18 protein-coding genes are annotated in these 18,206 nt (G+C 74.2%); 12 read left to right on the top strand and 6 right to left on the bottom strand.

What is annotated here, in order from left to right:
* Positions 1–314 precede the first annotated feature (314 nt).
* The 6 genes from ABZW14_RS18710 (at position 315) to ABZW14_RS18735 (ending at position 5,848) form a co-directional block, all read left to right on the top strand.
* Positions 315–1,517 (top strand): substrate-binding domain-containing protein, encoded by a 1,203-nt coding sequence (locus ABZW14_RS18710; RefSeq protein WP_355347727.1) that lies wholly within the window; start codon positions 315–317, stop codon positions 1,515–1,517.
* A gap of 4 nt (positions 1,518–1,521) precedes the next feature.
* Positions 1,522–2,265 (top strand): ABC transporter ATP-binding protein, encoded by a 744-nt coding sequence (locus ABZW14_RS18715; RefSeq protein WP_355347730.1) that lies wholly within the window; start codon positions 1,522–1,524, stop codon positions 2,263–2,265.
* Positions 2,262–2,990, top strand: coding sequence for an ABC transporter ATP-binding protein (locus ABZW14_RS18720; RefSeq protein ID WP_355347733.1), 729 nt, complete (start codon positions 2,262–2,264; stop codon positions 2,988–2,990). The genes ABZW14_RS18715 and ABZW14_RS18720 overlap by 4 nt, the downstream gene beginning before the upstream one ends.
* Positions 2,987–3,877, top strand: coding sequence for a branched-chain amino acid ABC transporter permease (locus ABZW14_RS18725; protein ID WP_355347736.1), 891 nt, complete (start codon positions 2,987–2,989; stop codon positions 3,875–3,877). The genes ABZW14_RS18720 and ABZW14_RS18725 overlap by 4 nt, the downstream gene beginning before the upstream one ends.
* Positions 3,874–4,989, top strand: a complete 1,116-nt coding sequence (locus ABZW14_RS18730; RefSeq protein WP_355347739.1) for a branched-chain amino acid ABC transporter permease — start codon at positions 3,874–3,876, stop codon at positions 4,987–4,989. Before ABZW14_RS18725 ends, ABZW14_RS18730 begins: the two co-directional genes overlap by 4 nt.
* Positions 4,990–5,098: 109 nt before the next feature.
* Positions 5,099–5,848 carry an SDR family oxidoreductase gene (locus ABZW14_RS18735; protein ID WP_355347742.1) on the top strand — a complete coding sequence of 250 codons (750 nt, stop codon included), beginning with the start codon at positions 5,099–5,101 and terminating at the stop codon, positions 5,846–5,848.
* Between the two features lie 62 nt (positions 5,849–5,910).
* Here ABZW14_RS18735 and ABZW14_RS18740 read toward each other — a convergent pair whose 3' ends face one another.
* A complete protein-coding gene (locus ABZW14_RS18740; protein WP_355347745.1) occupies positions 5,911–6,732 on the bottom strand; it encodes a hypothetical protein in 822 nt (273 codons plus the stop codon).
* A gap of 141 nt (positions 6,733–6,873) precedes the next feature.
* Here ABZW14_RS18740 and ABZW14_RS18745 point away from each other — a divergent pair, with 141 nt between their 5' ends.
* From ABZW14_RS18745 to ABZW14_RS18760, 4 genes are all read left to right on the top strand, one after another.
* Complete coding sequence (locus tag ABZW14_RS18745) at positions 6,874–8,673, top strand: AfsR/SARP family transcriptional regulator (RefSeq protein WP_355347748.1); 1,800 nt, start codon at positions 6,874–6,876, stop codon at positions 8,671–8,673.
* A gap of 37 nt (positions 8,674–8,710) precedes the next feature.
* Positions 8,711–10,831, top strand: a complete 2,121-nt coding sequence (locus ABZW14_RS18750; protein ID WP_355347751.1) for a RecQ family ATP-dependent DNA helicase — start codon at positions 8,711–8,713, stop codon at positions 10,829–10,831.
* 109 nt (positions 10,832–10,940) lie between these two features.
* On the top strand, positions 10,941–11,171 hold the full coding sequence (locus ABZW14_RS18755; protein ID WP_355347754.1) for a heavy metal-associated domain-containing protein: 231 nt from the start codon (positions 10,941–10,943) through the stop codon (positions 11,169–11,171).
* A gap of 130 nt (positions 11,172–11,301) precedes the next feature.
* Complete coding sequence (locus ABZW14_RS18760) at positions 11,302–12,237, top strand: hypothetical protein (protein WP_355348112.1); 936 nt, start codon at positions 11,302–11,304, stop codon at positions 12,235–12,237.
* An 8-nt stretch (positions 12,238–12,245) separates the two neighbouring features.
* Here the strand turns inward: ABZW14_RS18760 and ABZW14_RS18765 are convergent, their stop codons facing one another.
* Positions 12,246–12,665 carry a helix-turn-helix transcriptional regulator gene (locus tag ABZW14_RS18765; RefSeq protein WP_151465319.1) on the bottom strand — a complete coding sequence of 140 codons (420 nt, stop codon included), beginning with the start codon at positions 12,663–12,665 and terminating at the stop codon, positions 12,246–12,248.
* A gap of 187 nt (positions 12,666–12,852) precedes the next feature.
* On the opposite strand from ABZW14_RS18765, the gene ABZW14_RS18770 reads away from it, so the two are divergent.
* On the top strand, positions 12,853–13,284 hold the full coding sequence (locus ABZW14_RS18770) for a hypothetical protein (RefSeq protein WP_355347758.1): 432 nt from the start codon (positions 12,853–12,855) through the stop codon (positions 13,282–13,284).
* Here the strand turns inward: ABZW14_RS18770 and ABZW14_RS18775 are convergent.
* A complete protein-coding gene (locus ABZW14_RS18775) occupies positions 13,281–14,429 on the bottom strand; it encodes an SAM-dependent methyltransferase (RefSeq protein WP_355347761.1) in 1,149 nt (382 codons plus the stop codon). The two genes, ABZW14_RS18770 and ABZW14_RS18775, sit on opposite strands and share 4 nt — an antisense overlap.
* 100 nt (positions 14,430–14,529) lie before the next feature.
* Entirely contained in the window at positions 14,530–16,173 is a 1,644-nt protein-coding gene (locus ABZW14_RS18780; protein ID WP_355347764.1) for a DEAD/DEAH box helicase, read from the bottom strand.
* 296 nt (positions 16,174–16,469) lie between these two features.
* Between ABZW14_RS18780 and ABZW14_RS18785 the strand changes: the two genes are divergently transcribed.
* Entirely contained in the window at positions 16,470–17,111 is a 642-nt protein-coding gene (locus ABZW14_RS18785; RefSeq protein ID WP_355347767.1) for a ferritin-like fold-containing protein, read from the top strand.
* Between the two features lie 142 nt (positions 17,112–17,253).
* On the opposite strand, the gene ABZW14_RS18790 is transcribed toward ABZW14_RS18785, so the two are convergent.
* Both ABZW14_RS18790 and ABZW14_RS18795 read right to left on the bottom strand, forming a co-directional pair.
* Complete coding sequence (locus tag ABZW14_RS18790) at positions 17,254–17,481, bottom strand: DUF3107 domain-containing protein (protein ID WP_091262888.1); 228 nt, start codon at positions 17,479–17,481, stop codon at positions 17,254–17,256.
* A gap of 65 nt (positions 17,482–17,546) precedes the next feature.
* A complete protein-coding gene (locus ABZW14_RS18795; protein ID WP_074472473.1) occupies positions 17,547–18,185 on the bottom strand; it encodes a TetR/AcrR family transcriptional regulator in 639 nt (212 codons plus the stop codon).
* Positions 18,186–18,206 lie beyond the last annotated feature (21 nt).

The raw sequence follows: 18,206 nt of genomic DNA on the forward strand, positions 1-18,206 counted from the left end.
TTCTGGTTTTCGCGGGTGTGCCTCTCGCGTTGCTCTTGGTGCCCCCCCAGCGGTGGGCGGGCGCCGGCGCGGCCGCCCTCGCCGGCCCGCCCCCGCGTCCGTGATCGATGGCGGGGCGCGACACAGCGGCGTCCCGCCCGGTGGTGCCGGCGGCCACCGGGCGCGGAGCGGCGACCCACCGGCCGGGGGCGGTTGTAACGGTCGGCCACCCCACCCTGGTTACTTGTGTGTTTCGGCCACATAGCCCGTGCGTGACGTCACTTCTAGCGTGAGCCGACAACTGACACTTCCCCCTGTCCCCACCTGGAGTCGCAATGACGATCCGGCACACGCGACGGGTGTTCCTTTCCGCCGCCACGGTGATGGCGGCCGCGCTCGCGGCCACGGCCTGTGGCAGCCCGCAGGACACCGCCTCCGGCGGCGGCGACGCCGCACCGGTCAAGGTCGGCCTCGTGTATTCCCAGTCCGGCCCGCTGGCCAGCTACGGCAAGCAGTACATCGAGGGCTTCAAGGCCGGCCTCGACTTCGCCACCAAGGGAACCGGCAAGGTCGGCGACCGGAAGATCGAGGTGACCGAGGTCGACGACGCGGGCGACCCCGCGAAGGCGGTCTCCGCGGCCAAGGACCTCATCGGCAAGGGCACGAAGATCATCGCCGGCTCCACCTCGTCCGGCGTGGCCCTCCAGGTCGCCCCCATCGCGGCGCAGAACAAGGTGCTGTTCATCTCCGGTCCGGCCGCCACCGACGCGGTGACCGGCGCGAACAAGTACACGTTCCGCTCCGGCCGGCAGTCGTACCAGGACGTGGTGACCGCCAAGTCGTTCATCGGCGACGCCGCCGGCAAGAAGGTGGTCGTCTTCGCCCAGGACGGCGCCTTCGGTGACGCGAACGAGGCCGCCGTCAAGGCCGTCATCGGCGGCGCCGGCGCCACCGTGAGCAGCGTCCGGGCCCCCGCCAGCGCGACCGAGTTCACCCCGTTCGCCAGCCAGATCAAGGCCGCCAAGCCGGACCTGCTCTTCGTCGCCTGGGCCGGCACCACCGCCCCGGCCATGTGGCAGACCCTCGACCAGCAGGGCGTGCTCGCCTCCACCACGGTCGTCACCGGCCTGGACATCCGCGCCTCCTGGCCCACCTTCGGCGCGGCCGGCAGCAAGATCTCCTTCCTGTCGCACTACTTCGACGGGGCCAGCGACACCGAGGCCGCCAAGGCCGCCAAGGCGAAGATCCCGGGCGGCACGCTCGACCTGTTCCACCCGGACGGCTTCGCCGCCGCCCAGATGGTCGTCCGCGCCGTGCAGGAGGGCGGCGACGACGTGGACAAGATGGTCAAGGCGCTGGAGGGCTGGCAGTTCGACGGCGTGAAGGGCAAGATGACCATCCGCGCCGAGGACCACGCGCTGCTCCAGCCGATGTACCAGGCGAAGCTCTCCGGCAGCGGCACCGCCTTCACGGCGACCGCGCAGAAGACCCTGACCGGTGACGAGTCCGCGCCGCCGGTCGCGCAGATGAAGGGCTGACCAAGTGCTCGCCACCCGCGGTCTGACCTGGCGGATCGGTGAGGTCGCCATCGTCGACTCCGTCTACCTCGACCTCGCGCCCGGGGAGTTCCTCGGCGTGATCGGGCCCAACGGCGCCGGCAAGACCTCCCTGTTCAACCTGATCACCGGCCTGCGCCGGCCCACCGAGGGGCGGATCCTGCTGGACGGGGCGGACGTCACCGACCTGCCCCCGCACCGGCGGGCGCGCCTCGGGCTGGGGCGTACCTTCCAGGCGTCCTCGGTCTTCGGGTCGCTGACGGTGCGGGAGAACGTCCGGCTCGCCGTACAGGCGCACCGGGGTGGCTCGATGAAGCTGTGGCGGCGGGCGGCGGCCGACCGGGAGGTGGCCGCCGCCGCCGACGCGGCGCTCGACCGGGTGGGCCTGGCCCACCGGGGTGCGGCGCTGGCCGGCACCCTCGCCCACGGCGAGAAGCGCAAGCTGGAGATCGCCCTGCTGCTCGCCGGCGAGCCGCGCGTCATGCTGCTCGACGAGCCGATGGCCGGGGTGAGCGCCGAGGACGTGCCCGAGCTGGTCAGCGTGATCAAGTCGCTGACCGGCGACAGCGGCCGGTCGGTGCTCATGGTGGAACACCACATGGACGTGATCCTGGAGCTGGCCGACCGCATCGCCGTGATGCACCACGGTGCGCTGCTGGCCTGCGACACCCCGGACACGGTGATGGCCAACGCCACCGTGCAGGAGGCGTACCTGGGGGAGGCGCTGTGACCGAACCAGTCCTGAGCGTCGAGAACCTGTCGGTGCGGATCGCCGGGCTGCACATCCTCCAGGGTGTGTCGTTCGAGGTGGCGCCCACCGGGGTGACCGTGCTGCTCGGCCGCAACGGCGTCGGCAAGACCACCACGCTGCGCGCGATCGTCGGGCTGACCCCGCGCAACGGCGAGGTGCGCGGCACCGTCCGGATGGGCGCGCAGAGCCTGTTGGCCCGCCCCACCCACCGGCTGGTCCGCGGCGGGCTCGGCTACGTGCCGGAGGACCGCTGCGTCTTCGCCGCACTCACCGTCGCGGAGAACCTGCGGCTGGCGGAACGGCGGGGCACGACGCCGGCGTACGACAAGGTCTATGCCCTCTTCCCGGAGCTGGACCGGCGCGGACGGCAACGGGCCGGTTCACTCTCGGGCGGGCAGCAGCAGATGCTCGCGATCGGCCGGGTGCTGCTCAACGACAACCGGCTGCTGCTGGTCGACGAGCCGACCAAGGGGTTGGCGCCGAAGGTGGTGACCGAGGTGGCCGAGGTGCTGGAACGGGTCGCGGAATCCGTGCCGGTGCTGCTGGTCGAGCAGAACCTGGCCGTGGTCCGGCGGCTGGCGCGCGACGCCGTGGTGCTCTCCGCCGGCCGGGTCGCCTGGACCGGCAACGCGCAGGACCTGCTGCTGGAGACCGCGCTGACCAAGTCGCTGCTGGGCGTGGGTTCCGGGGAGGTGCACGCGTGAGCACGGTGATCCTGTTGACGCTGACCGGGCTGGGCCTGGCGGCGCTCTACTTCCTCGTCGCTTCCGGCCTCTCCCTGGTCTTCGGCCTGGCCGACGTGCTCAACTTCGCGCACGGCCTCTTCCTGGGCGTCGGGGCGTACGCGACCTGGTGGGCGGCGGGCAACCTGCCCGGGGCGGGCTCCGACGGACTCGGGTTCGTGGTGGCCGTCGCCTTCGGCGTGCTCGCCGGGTCGGCCGTGGCGGTGCTGGTCGAGCTGGTGCTGATCCGGCCGCTCTACTCCCGCACCATCGAGCAGGTGCTGGTCACCGTCGGCCTGTCGCTGGCCGGGGTGGCGCTGCTCCAGGCCACCTGGGGGGCTGACGCGCGGCCGTTCCCGCGCCCCTCGTGGACCCGGGACGTGACCTCGGTCCTCGGCGCCCAGGTGCCGAACGCCGGGCTCCTGCTGATCGTCGCGGCCGCGGTGGTGCTCGGCGCGCTGCTCGCGTTCCTGCGGTTCACCCGGTACGGCCTGATCATCCGGGCCGGCGTGGAGAACCGGGAGATGGTGACCGCGCTCGGCATCGACGTGCGCAAGGCGTTCACCCTGGTCTTCGCGATCGGCGGGGCGGCCGCCGCGCTGGCGGGCGCCCTCGGCTCGGTCTACTTCGGCACCGTCTCGCCCGGCCAGGGTGGCTCGCTCCTGATCTTCGCGTTCATCGTGGTGGTGATCGGCGGCATGGGCTCGGTGGTCGGGTCCGCGTACGCGGCGGTCGCGGTGGGGCTGCTGCAACAGTTCGTCAACTACTACGGCACGTCCGGGCTGGGTGACCTCTGCGTGGTCGGCCTGCTCGCCGTGGTGCTGCTGCTGCGTCCGCAGGGCCTGGCCGGAAAGGTGGCTCACGCATGACCGAGGTCAAGAGTCCCGAGGTGCCCGCGCCGCCCGCGGCGGTGCCCGACGAGCTGACCCCCGGCCGCTCCCGCTGGCACGGCCTGCGTCCGTACGTGCCGCTGGTCGCCCTGGTCGTGGCGGCGGTCCTGCCCTACTCCACGGTCAACCTGCCGGGCGTCTTCGAGGGGCCGCTCAACTCTCCGGGCACCCTGCAACTGCTCGCCATCTGCCTGGTCTTCGGCGGCCTGGCGGCCGGTTACGACCTGCTCTTCGGGCGGACCGGGATGCTCTCCTTCGGGCACGCCCTCTACTTCGCCGCCGGCGTCTACGGCACCGACGTGCTGGTCACCCGGGCCGGGCTGCCGCTCTGGCAGGCCGCGCTGCTGACCGTCACGGGCGGGACGATCCTCGCCGCGCTGCTCGGCGCCGTGGCGCTGCGCACGGTCGGCATCGCGTTCGCCATGGTGACGCTCGCCTTCGCCCAGGTCGGGGCGATCCTCGTGGCCCGGGACTTCGGCGGGCTGACCGGCGGCGAGGAGGGCCTGCCGCTGGACGTCTCCGGGCTGCCGGACGCGCTGGTCGGGGTCACCAACACGGTGAACCTCTACTGGCTGGCGCTGGCGTACCTGGCCCTGGTGGTCCTCGTGGTGCACCGGGTGAGCGGCTCGCCGACCGGGCGGGTGCTGGCCGGGCTGCGCGACGACGAGCGACGGATCGGCGTGCTCGGGCTCGACCCGTACCGGTTCAAGCTGGTCGCGTTCACCCTGGCCGGCGGCCTGGCCACGGCCGGCGGTGCGGTCTACTGCCTGATCGTCGGCGGCGCCAGCCCACACGTCACGTCGTCGGAGCTGACGCTGTCGCTGCTGGTCATGGTGGTCCTCGGCGGCCCCGGCACCCGTTGGGGCCCGGTGCTCGGCGGCATCCTCTACATGTACCTGGACCACCGCCTCACGGCCTTCGGCACCAGCGACGCGGTGAACAGCCTCCCGGCGTTCCTCAGCCACCCGCTGAGCCAGCCCCTGTTCGTCCTGGGCACGGTGTTCATCCTGGCGGTGTACTTCTTCCCCGGCGGCCTGGCCAGCCTCCGCACCCGCCTGACCCCCGTCCTGACAGCCCTCCGCCGCCGCTGACCCTCCGCGGCCTTCAGCCTCCCCGCCCGACCTCCGCGTTGATCAAGAAGTTCGCGTCGGGAACCCGCCGTAGGATGACGCAAACTTCTTGATCAACTGGGGAGGGGTCATGGGGGAGCGCGGGCTTGCCGTTGTCAGTGGGGGTGGGACCGGGATCGGGGCCGCGGTGGCCTCCGGGCTCGTTTCTGACGGGTTCGACGTGCTGATCGTGGGGCGGCGCGGGGATGTGCTGCGGGGTGCCGCCGAGCGGATCTCCGCCGAGTGCGGGCGGGTGGGCGCTGTTACCGCGGTCGCTGCTGACCTGACCGATCCGGTGCAGGTCTCGGCGGTGGTCGAGGCGGTCGGGGAGCGGACCGTCGACGCGGTCGTCAACAACGCAGGTGGTTACCTGGGCGGACCGACCGACACCCTATGCGACGTGGCGGCCTGGTGGCGGGCCAACCTGGACGCCAACGTACTCACCGCGGTGCTGCTCACCGAGGCGCTGCTGCCCGCCCTGCGCCGCCCAGGCGGCCGGGTGGTGCTGCTCAGTTCGATCGCCGCCCAGCGGGGCGGTGCCGGGCCGTACTCGGCGGCGAAGGCCGCGCTGCACGGCTGGGCGTACGACCTGGCCGCCCAGCTCGGTTCGGAACAGATCACGGTCAACGTGGTCAGCCCCGGCTACGTCGCCGAGACCGAGTTCTTCGGCGACCGGATGACGCCGGAGGGGCACGCCAAGCGGGTGGCCGCCACCCTGGTCGGCCGGGCCGGCGTGCCGGACGACATCGCGGCGGCCGTCCGCTACCTGGTCGGCCCGTCCGCCGGCTACGTCACCGGGCAGGTGCTCGGCGTCAACGGCGGCTCCGTCCTCGGCCGCTGAACGACACGTGAGGAGGGGCGGCGGCCCCCCGTGTGGCCGCCGCCCCTCCTGCGCGTCGTGGCTCAGCCGTTCAGCAGCTCGTACGCCGACGCGGGCGCCTTCTGCACCTGGTCGCCGCTCGGCGCCGTGAGCTTCGGCGCCTTGCCGAAGTCGTAGTAGCGGGTGACCAGCTTCATGGCCTTCTGCTTGCCGGCGGCCGGGATCTCCAGCGTCAGCGTGGTGAGGTTGCCGTCCGGGCCGACCACCGCGGTGAACGGCACCTTCTTCGCCGCCTCACCGAGCGCGGTCACGTCGATCCCGTCGAAGGCGCTCTGCACGTCGGCGTTGGCGGTCAGGTCGGCGACGCCGGTGTACGTCCCGCTGCCCTCGTCCTCCACCGTGTCTGCGGTCCGGATGATCGCAGCGGTGTTCGCCGGATCGGCGTTCTGGTAGACCGGCGCCTCCGACTCGTCGTCGAGCTTCGTCCGGTCCAGCGCCATCCAGCGCTTCGGCAGCTTCATCGCGTCGTGCAGGCCCGGCATGCCGGTCAGCTTGACCCGCATCCAGAGGTCCTCGTCGATCACCCGGAACGTCATGGCCATGGTGAACTCGGGGTCGTCGTTCTTCTGGGTGATCCCCAGGTCCATGGCGTGCGCGGCCGGGTCCACCACGCCGACGAACGTGTCGGTGCCGTCCAGCGTGGAGAACCGGAAGGCCGGGTCCTTGTCGTTCGGCACGGCGGCCAGCAGCACCGCCTTCGGGTCGGCCGACGGGGCCGCGGTGGGTTCGGATCCGGCGCTCCCGCCCGCGCCGCACCCCGCGGACAGGACGGTGGTGGCCAGCACGGCGGTCGCGAGGGCCGCGACCCGCCGGAACGTCACGGCGGTGCCGGTACGCTGCGTCATCTCGTTTGACTCACTTTCCCAGGTGACTGTTGCACCCGGGACTCTGTCGGCCGCCACGGCCGTCCCGCTGCCGTTATGCTGCCGTCCGACTGCCGTGGGCCGCCGCGGCCGGCGGCCGGGGGCACAGGAGCGGAAACTCGCATGTCAGAGGCGTTGCGCTTCGAGATTCTCGGCCCGCAACGGGCCTGGTACGCGGGGCGCCCGCTCGACCTGGGGCCCGGTAAGCAACGTGCCGTGCTGGCCGTGCTGCTGCTCGCCGCGGGCCGTCCCGTGCCGACCGGGCAGATCGTCGACGCGGTCTGGCCCGAGGAACCCCCGGCGAACGGCCCGAACGTGGTGCAGAAGTACGTGGCCGGGCTGCGCCGGGTGCTCGAGCCCGACCGGTCGCCGCGTACGCCCGCGCAGGTGCTCACCCTCACCGACGCCGGGTACCTGCTGCGGGTGCCGCCCGAGGCGGTGGACGCGGTCCGCTTCGAGCGGGAGGTGCGGCGGGCCCGGCAGTGGCACGCGGCGGGGCGTACCGAGGACGCGCTGACCGAGGTGACCGCCGCCCTGGAGCGGTGGCAGGGGGAGCCGTTCACCGGGTTCGCCGGCCCGTACTTCGACGCGGCCCGGCACCGGCTCGTGGAGCTGCGGGCCGTCGCCCTGGAGACGCGTACCGAGCTGGAGCTGGCCAGCGGCCGGCACGGCGAGCTGGTCGGCCGGCTGGTCGAGCTGGTGGCCGAGTTCCCGGTCCGGGAGCGGCTGCGCCACCAGCTCATGCTGACGCTGCACCGCAGCGGCCGGCAGGCCGAGGCGCTGGCCGCCTACCGGGACTTCGCCGACCTGCTCCGCGAGGAGTACGGCATCGAGCCCGGCGAGCCGCTCCAGGACCTGCACCAGCGCATCCTCCGCGCCGACCCGACCCTGCTCCCGCCCGCGCCGCCCGCGCCGGCGGCCGTGCCTGCGCCTGGAGCGGGCGGCATCCCCGACGACACGGGCCTGCCGGACGGGTCGGCGTCCACCGCGCCGGAAGCGTTCGCCGTCCGGTCAACCCCCGCCCGGCCGCCGAGCGCCACCGGACCGGTCACCACTGCCGCCGCCACCTCGGCCCCCGCTCCAGCACCCGTCCCGGACGCCACCGGCTCGGCCGCTGCGTCCGCGCCGACCCCACCGACCCCGCCGGGCTGGGGCGCCGGGCCGGTCGAGTCGGCGGTCCCGGTCCCGCACGCCCTTCTGGTAGCCATGAACCAGCCGGCCGAGGCAGCGGCCGAACGCCGGCCGCCCGGGTGGGTCCGGCTCGCCGCAACGGTCGCCGGCACCGGCGCCGCGCTGCTGTCGTTCGGCTCGCTCACCTGGGCCGTTGTGCTCGGGTACGCGCTGTGGCGGCGGAGCTGGCGGCTCGCGCTGGCCGGCGTCGGCTACTTCCTGCTCGTCCTCAGCGTCTTCGTCATCGCGGTCAGCGCTCCGGAGAACGAGGAGCCGACCGACGGTGAGGCGCTGTACTTCATCGTGGCGCTGGGCATCTGCTGGCTGCTCGGCGCCGTACACGTGGTGCTGCTCAACCCCACGCTCTGGGCCGCCATCGGCGGCCTGTTCTGGACCGGCCGGCAGCGCACCGACGAGCAGCGGCGGCTGCGCCGGGAGCAGGCCCGCTACCTGCTGCACCACTACCCGGCCGCCCGGATCGACCTGCGCATCGGCCGCCCGGACCTGCTTCGCGGTTACGACGACGGCGGCCTTGTCGACGTCAACGCGGTGCCCGACCCGGTGCTGGCGACGCTGCCCGGGCTGGCCGTCGACCAGCGCCGCCAGATCGCGGTCGACCGCTGGCTGCGCGGCCCGTACGGCTCGCTGGAGGAGCTGGCCGCGCGGTGCCACCTGCCGCCCGCGGCGACCGAACCGCTCCGGGACGTGCTGCTCTTCCTGCCCCCCGAACGGCCGCCCGCCCGGCCGTCGTGAGTCGGCCCCGCCCCGGGTCGCCTGGTAGAAATGCCGGATGGGTCAGGATCGGATGGCCGTCCGGGAGCGCGCCGAGGCGGTGCTGCGGCGGCTGGCGGGTGAGCACGCCCGGCTCCGCGAGGACCAGTGGCGGGCCATCGAGGCGCTGGTGGTCGACCGGCGGCGGGTGCTCTGCGTGCAGCGCACCGGCTGGGGCAAGTCGGCCGTCTACTTCGTGGCGACCGCGCTGCTCCGCGAGGGTGGCGACCACGGTCCCACGGTGATCGTCTCGCCGTTGCTGGCACTCATGCGCAACCAGGTCGAGTCGGCGGCGCGGGCCGGCATCCGGGCCCGCACCATCAACTCGGCGAACCTGGACGAGTGGGACGAGATCACCGCCGAGATCCACGCCGGGGCGGTGGACGTGCTGCTGATCAGCCCGGAACGCCTCAACAACCCCGACTTCCGGGACGGGGTGCTGCCCAAGCTTGCCGCCACCACCGGGCTGCTCGTGGTCGACGAGGCGCACTGCGTCTCCGACTGGGGGCACGACTTCCGTCCCGACTACCGCCGGCTGCGCACCTTCCTCGCCAACCTGCCCGAGCGGACCCCGGTGCTCGCCACGACGGCCACCGCCAACGCCCGGGTCACCCAGGACGTGGCGGAGCAGCTGGGCGACGCTCTGGTGCTGCGCGGCACCCTCGACCGGGAGTCGCTGCGGCTCGGCGTACTGGATCTGCCCAGCCCGGCGCACCGGCTGGCCTGGCTCGCCGACCACCTGGACCGGCTCCCCGGCTCGGGGATCATCTACACGCTGACGGTGGCGGCGGCCGGCGAGACCGCCGAGTTCCTGCGCGCCCGGGGCTGGTCGGTGGCCGCCTACACGGGGCAGGCCGAGGACGCCGACCGGCGGGCCGCCGAGCAGGACCTGCTGGACAACAAGATCAAGGCGCTGGTGGCCACCAGCGCGCTCGGCATGGGCTTCGACAAGCCGGACCTCGGCTTCGTGGTGCACCTGGGCGCGCCGCCCTCGCCGATCGCCTACTACCAGCAGGTCGGCCGGGCCGGCCGGGCCGTCGAGCACGCCGAGGTGCTGCTGCTCCCTGGCGTCGAGGACGCGGCGATCTGGCGGTACTTCGCCTCGCTCGCCTTCCCGCCCGAGGAACAGGTCCGGGCCGTGCTCGCCGCCCTGTCCACCGACCGGCCGATCTCCACCCAGGCCCTCGAACCGGTGGTCGACCTGCGCCGGGCCCGCCTGGAGCTGATGCTCAAGGTGCTCGACGTGGACGGCGCCGTCCGCCGGGTGCGCGGTGGCTGGCTCGCCACCGGCGAGCCCTGGGTCTACGACGAGGCCCGGTTGCGCCGCGTCGCCCAGGCGCGCACCGCCGAGCAGCAGGCCATGCGGGAGTACGCGGCCACGCCCGGCTGCCGGATGCGCTACCTGCGGGAGTGCCTGGACGACGCCGGGGCGGGGGACTGCGGCCGGTGCGACAACTGCGCCGCCCCGCTGTTCGGCCCGGAGGTCTCCGACGCCGCGCTCACGGCCGCGCAGACGTTCCTGGGCCGCCCCGGCGTGGCGGTGCCGCCGAAGAAGCTCTGGCCGACCGGGCTGGAGGCGGTCGGCGTACCCCTGAAGGGGCGCATCCCCCCGGCGGAGCAGGCGCTGCCCGGGCGGGCCGTGGGCCGCCTGTCCGACCTGGGCTGGGGCGGGCGGCTGCGCGGCCTGGTCGGGCCGGACGCGGCGGACGGCCCCGTCCCCGACGACGTGGCGGCGGCGGTGGTCGAGGTGCTGAAGGCGTGGGCGCACGGCGACGACCCGTGGCCGCGCCGTCCGGTCGGCGTGGTCGCGGTCGGCTCCCGCACCCGGCCGCTGCTGGTCGGCTCGCTCGCCGAGCGGATCGCCGCGGTGGGCCGGCTGCCACTGCTCGGCCGGGTCGTCCCGACCGGCCCGTCCGGCGCGGGCGGGCCGCGCGGCAACAGCGCCCAGCGGGTACGCGCGCTGCACGACGCCTTCGCGGTGCCCGCCGACCTGGCCGACGCGCTGCCCGGGCTGGACGGGCCCGTGCTGCTCGTCGACGACCTGGTCGACTCGGGCTGGACCATGAGCATGGTGGCCCGGCTCCTGCGCCGGGCCGGCGCGCCCGACGTGCTGCCGCTGGCCCTCGCGGTGGCCGGTTGAACCGTCGCTCCCCGGGGACGGAAAGTTCCCGGCCTGCCCCGAATGCGAGCGTCGCCACCGTCGGTGGACCGTCGGCGGGCCGGCCCCCGACCGGCGGTACCGTGGGCGCATGACCGAGCAGCGATCCGCCGTCCAGACGTACAGCGTCACCGGGATGACCTGCGAACACTGCGTCCGGGCGGTCACCGAGGAGCTGTCCGCCCTGCCGGGCGTCGAGGAGGTCCGCATCGACCTCACCGCCGGCACGGCCACGGTCACCAGTGCCGCCCCGCTGCCCGTCGAGTCCGTCCGCGCCGCCGTCGACGAGGCGGGCTACGAGCTGGCCTCCGGCGTTGGCTGAGTCACCGTCCCTCGCCGGCACCGACGCGCCGCTGCCCGGCCCGGACCTCCCCGGGTCCGGGCTGGAGGCGTCGCCGCCCGACGTGGTGAAGTCCCACGCCGGCCGGCCGGGCCCTGCCGCCGGCACCGGCGTGCCCGCCACGAGCGGGCCCGTCGAGGTGGACCGGGCGACGCTGCGGCTCGCTCTCACCGTGGGTGGGCTGGTGCTGGCCGTGCTGCTCGGCTTCGGCCTCGGCAGGCTGAACCCGCCGCCGAACCCGGCCCGCACCGGTGCCGCGGCGGTGGCCGCGGGCCACACCCACGCCCCCGGCACCGGGGCGCACTCGCACGGCGGGGCCACCGTCACCCAGGGCGGCGACGCCGAGGCCGCCGGCCTGTCGATCAGCTCGGCCGGCTACACGCTCGCCCCGTCGACCGTGGAGTTCACCTCCGGCCGGGCCGGTGAGCTGCGATTCCAGATCAAGGACGAGCGGCGGCGGGCGGTCACCCGGTTCGCCGTCGTGCACGACAAGCCCATGCACCTCATCGTGGTGCGCCGGGACCTCACCGGTTTCCAGCACCTGCACCCGACCATGGCCGCCGACGGCACCTGGTCGGTGCCGCTGACCCTGGCCGAGCCGGGCGCCTGGCGGATGTACGCGGACTTCACCGCCGTCGCCGACGACGGCCGGCAGACCGCCGTGATCCTCGGCGCCGACCTGACCGCGCCGGGCGGGTACGCGCCCCGGCCGCTGCCCGCTCCGGCCACCTCGGCCGCGGTCGACGGGTTCACCGTCGGCTACGCGGGCACCCCGGCGGTGGGCCAGTCGGTGCCGCTGCGGTTCACGGTCACCGGAGCCGACGGCGCGGCCGCGCCGCTGGAGCCCTACCTCGGCGCGTACGGCCACCTGGTCGCGCTCCGCGAGGGCGACCTCGGCTACCTGCATGTGCACCCCGAGCCGTTGCGGGACGGCGACGCGGTGACCTTCTGGCTGACCGCGCCGGGGCCGGGCCGCTACCGGATGTTCCTGGACTTCCAGGTCGGCGGCGTGGTGCGCACGGCCGCGTTCAGCGTGACCGTGGCCTGATCGGCCGGTCAGCCGGCCCGGCGCACCGGGCGGCGGGCCAGGTAGCGCAGCAGGTCGCGGATGTGGTGCTTCTCCTCGGCGGGCACGTTCGGGTCGGCCAGCCGCTCCAGGATCACCCGGACGTCGGCCTCCACCGGGCCGTCCTCGGCGCCGCGCCGGCGGGGCACCGCGCCGGCGTCGGGCAGGCCCAGCGCGCGGAACGCGGCGGCCACCGGCAGGTCGAGGGCGGCGCAGAAGCCACGCACCTTGGCCAGTTCGGGGTAGTCCTGCCAGTCGCCGGCGAGCCAGCGGAACACCGTGGACCGGCCCACGCCGGTGTGCGTGGCGAGGTCGGTCACCGTCCAGCCACGCTCCTCACGGGCGTCATCGATCGCACGTCGCACGAAGCGCGCGAAGGCCATCTGCGGCGATACCTCTGCGGAGCCCATCCCCGGGGTCTGTCCCTTTCCGCCGGAGCACCCGACTCTGGGCACCGAGCCTAGTACGCCCGCTGGGATTAGTAACTGACTGATCGGTCGGAAGGTCCCGTGGGCGGGACCGCCGAGAGGGCATCGACAGTTGTGATGCGTCAACTAAACTCGACGGACCCCCTGAGCAGGAAATCGAAGGAGCAGCATGGCCGAGCCGGACCGTCCCGTGCCCCACCGCCCGGGCGCGATCAGCCTCTTCTTCGTGGTCAAGGCCGGCGTCTTCGCTCTCGGCTTCTGGATCTGGCTCCTGGTGCTGGCGGTGCTCGGCGGTCCGGCGACCGGGGTGCACCTGATCGCCGCGACCGGGGCGGTCACCACCACGCTGGTCGGCGTCGTCCTGGGCGCCCGGATGGCGCTCCAGCGCAACGCGGCCGTCCGGCACGCCGAGCTGAAGCGGCTGCTGGTCGACATCTCGTGGAACGCGTTCGCCGCCGCCGGCAACGCCGACGAGCCGGCGAAGGTGGTGCCGTTCCCGACCACGTCGCCGGAGTCCGACCGGTCCACCAACCGGAGGCCCGGAGAGCGGGCGTCCGCGTTCGAGCGGGGGGAGCGCAACCGGGGCGACCGCCGCCGCTAGGGGCGGTCGGCGAGAAGCGTCTCCAGCCGGGGCGTGACGCTCCACCGGTCGACCAGCTCGCGATATTCGGCGCGCTGGTCGTCGGTCGGCCCGCTACCGGTGCGCCGGGCCCGGATCAGCAGGTTGCGGGGTGTGTGCCGGGAGTCGACGAACTCCACCACCTCGGCGCGGTAGCCGTGCAGCCGGAGCAGGCCGGCGCGCAGCGCGTCGGTCAGCACGTCGGCGAACCGCTCGCGCAGGATGCCCTGCCGGGTGAGCAGCTCGTACGGCTGCGGCGCGGGCCGGGCCCGGAGCTGGGTGGCCAGATCGTGGTGGCAGCAGGGCGCGGCGAGCACCCAGCGGGCCTCCCAGCGCACCGCGCGGGCCAGCGCCTCGTCGGTCGCCGTGTCGCAGGCGTGCAGCGCCAGCACCAGGTCCGGGGCCGGCTCCACCTGCGCGTCGGCGATGGTGCCGGCCACGAAGCTCACCCGGTCGGCCCAGCCCAGCCGCTCGGCCAGCTCGGTGTTGCGCCGGCGCTGGTCCTCCCGGACGTCGACCCCGACCAGGGTCACGTCCAGCCCTCGCTGCGTCAGGTAGCGGTGCGCCGCGAAGGTCAGGTAGGCGTTGCCGCAGCCCAGGTCCACCACGCGCAGCGGCCCGGTGAGGTCGTCGGGCAGGGTGGCCGCCAGCGCCCGGAGGAACGCGTCCACCTGGCGGCGCTTCGCCGCCGAGCCGCCGATCTCGGCGAAGATCGGGTCGCCCGGGTCGAGCAGCCAGTCCTTGGCCCGGTCGTGGCCGCCCGGCTCCGGCGCCGGCCGGCTCGCCGCCGCCCGGTGCACCTGCGCCTCGCCCGACTTGGTCACCCGGAGCTGGAGCGTGCTGTCGGCGGTCTCCACGTGCCAGTTGCCGAAGGGCTCGGCCAGCAGCGCGTCGACCGCGCCGTCGGCCTCCGCGCCCGGGGCCACGTTCCGGGTGTATGGCCGGGCCCCGTCGGAGGTGGCGATCTGGAGCCGGGGGCCGCCCTTGAGGGTGACCGGGCGCAGCTCGGCGCGGACCACCGAGGGACGCTGCCCGCGGCGACGGCCGGCGGCGACCGCCCGGGTCAGGGCGGGGTCGAGCAGCAGCGCCCGCACCTCGCTCAGCGCGGCGTCCAGCGGTTCCGGCATGGCTTCCTCTTCCTCGACGGCTCGGCCCGGCGGCCGGGGTGGAACGGGGACGTCCCCCGCACCGGTCAACCGGTGCGGGGGACGTCGGATGTCTCGCGGGTCAGTCGGCGGTCGCCTCGGCCGGCGTGCCGGTGCCCCCGCCGCCACGGCGGCGCCGGCGGCGGCGCGGCTTGGCGGCCGACTCGCCCTCGGCGGCCGCGGCGACCGGCTCGGCACCACCCTCGTTGGAGATCACCGCGGTGGGCTCGCCGGCGACCGTCTCGCCGGCCCGGCGGCGCCGGCGGCGGCGCGGGCTGCGGGTGCCCTCCTCGGCGGACGCCTCGCTGGGCGCCGCCTCACCGGCGGCGTCGCCGTCGCCGCGACCCCGGCGGCGCTCCCGGCCCCGGCCGTCACCGCGTCGCGAGCCGCGCTCGCCGCGCTCGCCGCGCCGCGCCCGGCCGCCGCCCAGGTCCTCCTCGGCCTCTGCCGACAGGCCGGCGCGGGTGCGCTCGGCGGTCGGCAGGGTGCCGCTGACGTCCCGGGAGATGGCCAGGTCGGTGTAGAGGTGCGCGGAGGTGTGGTAGGTCTCCGGCGGCTCGGGCATGTCGAGCCCGAGGGTCTTGTCGATGATCCGCCACCGGGGCATGTCGTCCCAGTCGACGAAGGTCACCGCGACACCGGATGCCCCGGCGCGGCCGGTGCGGCCGATCCGGTGGGTGTAGGTGTCCTGGTCCTCGGGGCAGTCGTAGTTGATGACGTGGGTGACGCCGGTGACGTCGAGGCCGCGCGCCGCCACATCGGTGGCGACCAGGATGTCGATCTTGCCGGCGCGGAACGCCCGCAGCGCCCGCTCCCGCGCGCCCTGACCCAGGTCGCCGTGGACGGCGGCGACCGCGAAACCGCGGAAGTCCAGGTCCTCGGCCACCCGGTCGGCGGCCCGCTTGGTGCGGGTGAAGATCATGGTCAGTCCGCGGCCCTCGGCCTGGAGGATGCGCGCCACGATCTCGACCTTGTTCATCGAGTGGGTGCGGTAGACCAGCTGCTGGGTCTGCGGCGACGGGCCGGTCTCGGCGGTGTGCCCGGCGTGGATGGTCACCGGACGGCGCAGGAAGCGCCGGGACAGCGCGACGATCGGGTCCGGCATGGTCGCCGAGAAGAGCATGGTCTGCCGGTCCTCCGGCAGCATCGCCAGGATCTTCTCGACGTCGTCCAGGAAGCCCAGGTCGAGCATGCGGTCGGCCTCGTCGAGCACCAGCGCGTGCACCCGGTCGAGCCGGAGGTGCTTCTGCTTGGCCAGGTCGAGCAGGCGGCCGGGGGTGCCGACCAGGATCTCGACGCCCTTGCGCAGCGCGTCGATCTGCGGCTCGTAGGCGACACCGCCGTAGATCGGCAGCACGCGGACGCCCCGGGTGCGACCCGCGGCGTCCAGGTCCTTGGCGACCTGGAGGCCCAGCTCGCGGGTGGGGACGACGACCAGCGCCTGCGGCACGCCGTCGCTGCCCTCGGAGGGCGCGAAGACGCGCTCCAGCAGCGGGATGCCGAAGCCGAGGGTCTTGCCGGTGCCGGTCGGCGCCTGGCCGATCAGGTCGACGCCGCGCAGCCCGATCGGCAGCGCGTATTCCTGGATGGCGAAGGCGCGGGTGATGCCGGCGGCGGCCAGGGCCTCGACGGTCTCCTGGCGGGCGCCGAGCTCGGCGAAAGTGGGAGCCTCCGGACGGACCGGAGCGGTGGGGGCCAGTTCCTGGCCTTGAATCTGCTCGCTCATATGGATTTGGGGGTGCCCTCTCGTGGTGCGCCCCGTCATGTCCTCAGGGCGCGAACGGTATGGCGCGGGCCACACGGTCGGGGGCGGTGACGCCGAGCCGGACCGGGCCGCACGCGCGCCGGGGACCGGTGCTGATCAGCTGAGCTGACCGAATCGGTGCCCACGGCAACTGTCTTATCTTACCTGAACCGGATCGAGGCGGTCCTGATTCCGATGGCCGGGGCATGCGCGGGGGCGACGAGTGTGACCTGGGTCACTTGATCGAGGTCATTGCGCGCGGGCGGTAGCCTGCGCTCGTGTCCGCCCCCGACCCCGCGCTCGTCGATCTGCTCGGCCTCGTCGCCTACGGCGAGCTGCTGGCCTTCGACCGGCTGGCCGCCGACGCCCGCCTTGCCCCCGACCTGCGCCGACGGGCCGCGCTGAGCGAGATGGCCGCCGCCGAGATCGCCCACTACCGGTGGATCGCCGACCGGCTCACCGCGCTCGGCGTCACGCCCGACCGGGCGATGGCCCCCTACGTCGCGGCGTTGCAGGCGTACCACGACTCGACCGAGCCGAAGGACTGGCTGGAAGCGGTGACCAAGGCGTACGTGGGCGACGCCATCAGCGACGACTTCCTGCGGGGGATCGCGGACGGCCTCGACGGGCCGGACCGGCGACTGATCCTCGACGTGCTGCACGACTCCCGGTACGCCGAGTTCGCCGCCGACGAGATCCGGGCCGCCATCGAGGCCGACCCCCGGGTGGCCAACCGGCTCTCCATGTGGGCCCGGCGCCTGGTCGGCGAGGCGCTCTCCCAGGCCGGACGGGTCGCCGCCGCCGACCGGGGCGCGCTCACCGCGCTGATCTCCCGGGAGGGCGTGGACGTGCCGGCGCTGTTCCGCCGGCTGACCGAGGCGCACACCGCGCGGATGACCGCCGCGGGCCTGAACAACTGACGCCGGGCACCGCCGTGACGGGCTTCCCCGCCACGGCGGGCCGGCAAGGGATGACGGCCCGCGACGGCGGGCCGACCCGGATGACAGCCCGCGAGAGCGGGCCAGCCCGGGATGACAGCCCGCGACGGCGGGCCGGCCGGGATCAGCGGACGGTGAACCCGACCGCGCGGGGCGAGGCCTCCGCGATCTCGACGTAGGCGACCTTCGAGACCGGCACGATGACCCGCCGGCCCTTCTCGTCGGTCAGGGAGAGGGTGCCCTCACCCTTGGCGACGGCGTCGGTCACGATCTGCTCGATCTCGGCCGGCGACTGCGCGCTCTCCAGGACCAGCTCCCGCGGCGCGTACTGCACGCCGATCTTGACCTCCACTGTGCCTCCTCAACTGGGGCGAAAAAGCCACCGTGGGAAGGCTATCCGATCTGGCGGCCCGATGTTCAGGCTGACTCACCTTGCAGCGGGAAGCTGGCGATGCCCCGCCAGGACAGGGCCGCGACCAGCGCCTCGGCCTCCGCCTTGGGCACCTGGCGGCCGCCGGCCAGCCAGAACTGGGCGGCGGTCTCGGCGGCGCCGACGAGACCCGAGGCGAGCAGCTCGGCGTGGGCCCGGCTCACGCCGGTGTCCGAGATGATCGTGTCGGTGATCGCGGCGATGCAGCCCTGCTCGACCCGCTCCACCCGCTGCCGCACGGCCGGGTCGTTGCGCAGGTCCGACTCGAAGACGAGCCGGAACGCCTCGCTCTCGTGGTCGACGAAGTCGAAGTACGCGCGCACCGAGGCGCCGACCCGCTCCTTGTTGTCGTTGGTGCCGCGCATCGCGTCGTGCACCTTCGCCACGATGGCGTCGCAGTGCGTGTCCAGGAGCGCCAGGTAGAGCTCCATCTTGCCGGGGAAGTGCTGGTAGAGCACGGGCTTGGAGACTCCCGCCCGCTCGGCGATGTCGTCCATCGCGGCGGCGTGGTAGCCCTGCGCGACGAACACCTCCTGGGCGGCCGCGAGCAGCTGCTTGCGGCGCGCCGAGCGGGGCAGTCGGGTGGGCCGGCCGGCGGTCTGCGCACCGTTCCCCACAGCGGTCATGGGAACCTCCGAGTTTCTCTG

The organism is Micromonospora sp. NPDC004551, assembly GCF_040609975.1.
Taxonomy (GTDB): Bacteria; Actinomycetota; Actinomycetes; order Mycobacteriales; family Micromonosporaceae; genus Micromonospora.

What these genes read in the sequence shown, in the direction of transcription:
- ABZW14_RS18710 (WP_355347727.1), top strand. Translation starts at nt 315, where the DNA reads ATGACGATCCGGCACACGCGACGGGTGTTCCTTTCCGCCGCCACGGTG.
- ABZW14_RS18730 (WP_355347739.1), top strand. Translation starts at nt 3,874, where the DNA reads ATGACCGAGGTCAAGAGTCCCGAGGTGCCCGCGCCGCCCGCGGCGGTG.
- ABZW14_RS18735 (WP_355347742.1), top strand. Translation starts at nt 5,099, where the DNA reads ATGGGGGAGCGCGGGCTTGCCGTTGTCAGTGGGGGTGGGACCGGGATC.
- ABZW14_RS18740 (WP_355347745.1), bottom strand. Translation starts at nt 6,732, where the DNA reads ATGACGCAGCGTACCGGCACCGCCGTGACGTTCCGGCGGGTCGCGGCC.
- ABZW14_RS18745 (WP_355347748.1), top strand. Translation starts at nt 6,874, where the DNA reads ATGTCAGAGGCGTTGCGCTTCGAGATTCTCGGCCCGCAACGGGCCTGG.
- ABZW14_RS18750 (WP_355347751.1), top strand. Translation starts at nt 8,711, where the DNA reads ATGGGTCAGGATCGGATGGCCGTCCGGGAGCGCGCCGAGGCGGTGCTG.
- ABZW14_RS18755 (WP_355347754.1), top strand. Translation starts at nt 10,941, where the DNA reads ATGACCGAGCAGCGATCCGCCGTCCAGACGTACAGCGTCACCGGGATG.
- ABZW14_RS18765 (WP_151465319.1), bottom strand. Translation starts at nt 12,665, where the DNA reads ATGGGCTCCGCAGAGGTATCGCCGCAGATGGCCTTCGCGCGCTTCGTG.
- ABZW14_RS18770 (WP_355347758.1), top strand. Translation starts at nt 12,853, where the DNA reads ATGGCCGAGCCGGACCGTCCCGTGCCCCACCGCCCGGGCGCGATCAGC.
- ABZW14_RS18775 (WP_355347761.1), bottom strand. Translation starts at nt 14,429, where the DNA reads ATGCCGGAACCGCTGGACGCCGCGCTGAGCGAGGTGCGGGCGCTGCTG.
- ABZW14_RS18780 (WP_355347764.1), bottom strand. Translation starts at nt 16,173, where the DNA reads ATGAGCGAGCAGATTCAAGGCCAGGAACTGGCCCCCACCGCTCCGGTC.
- ABZW14_RS18795 (WP_074472473.1), bottom strand. Translation starts at nt 18,185, where the DNA reads ATGACCGCTGTGGGGAACGGTGCGCAGACCGCCGGCCGGCCCACCCGA.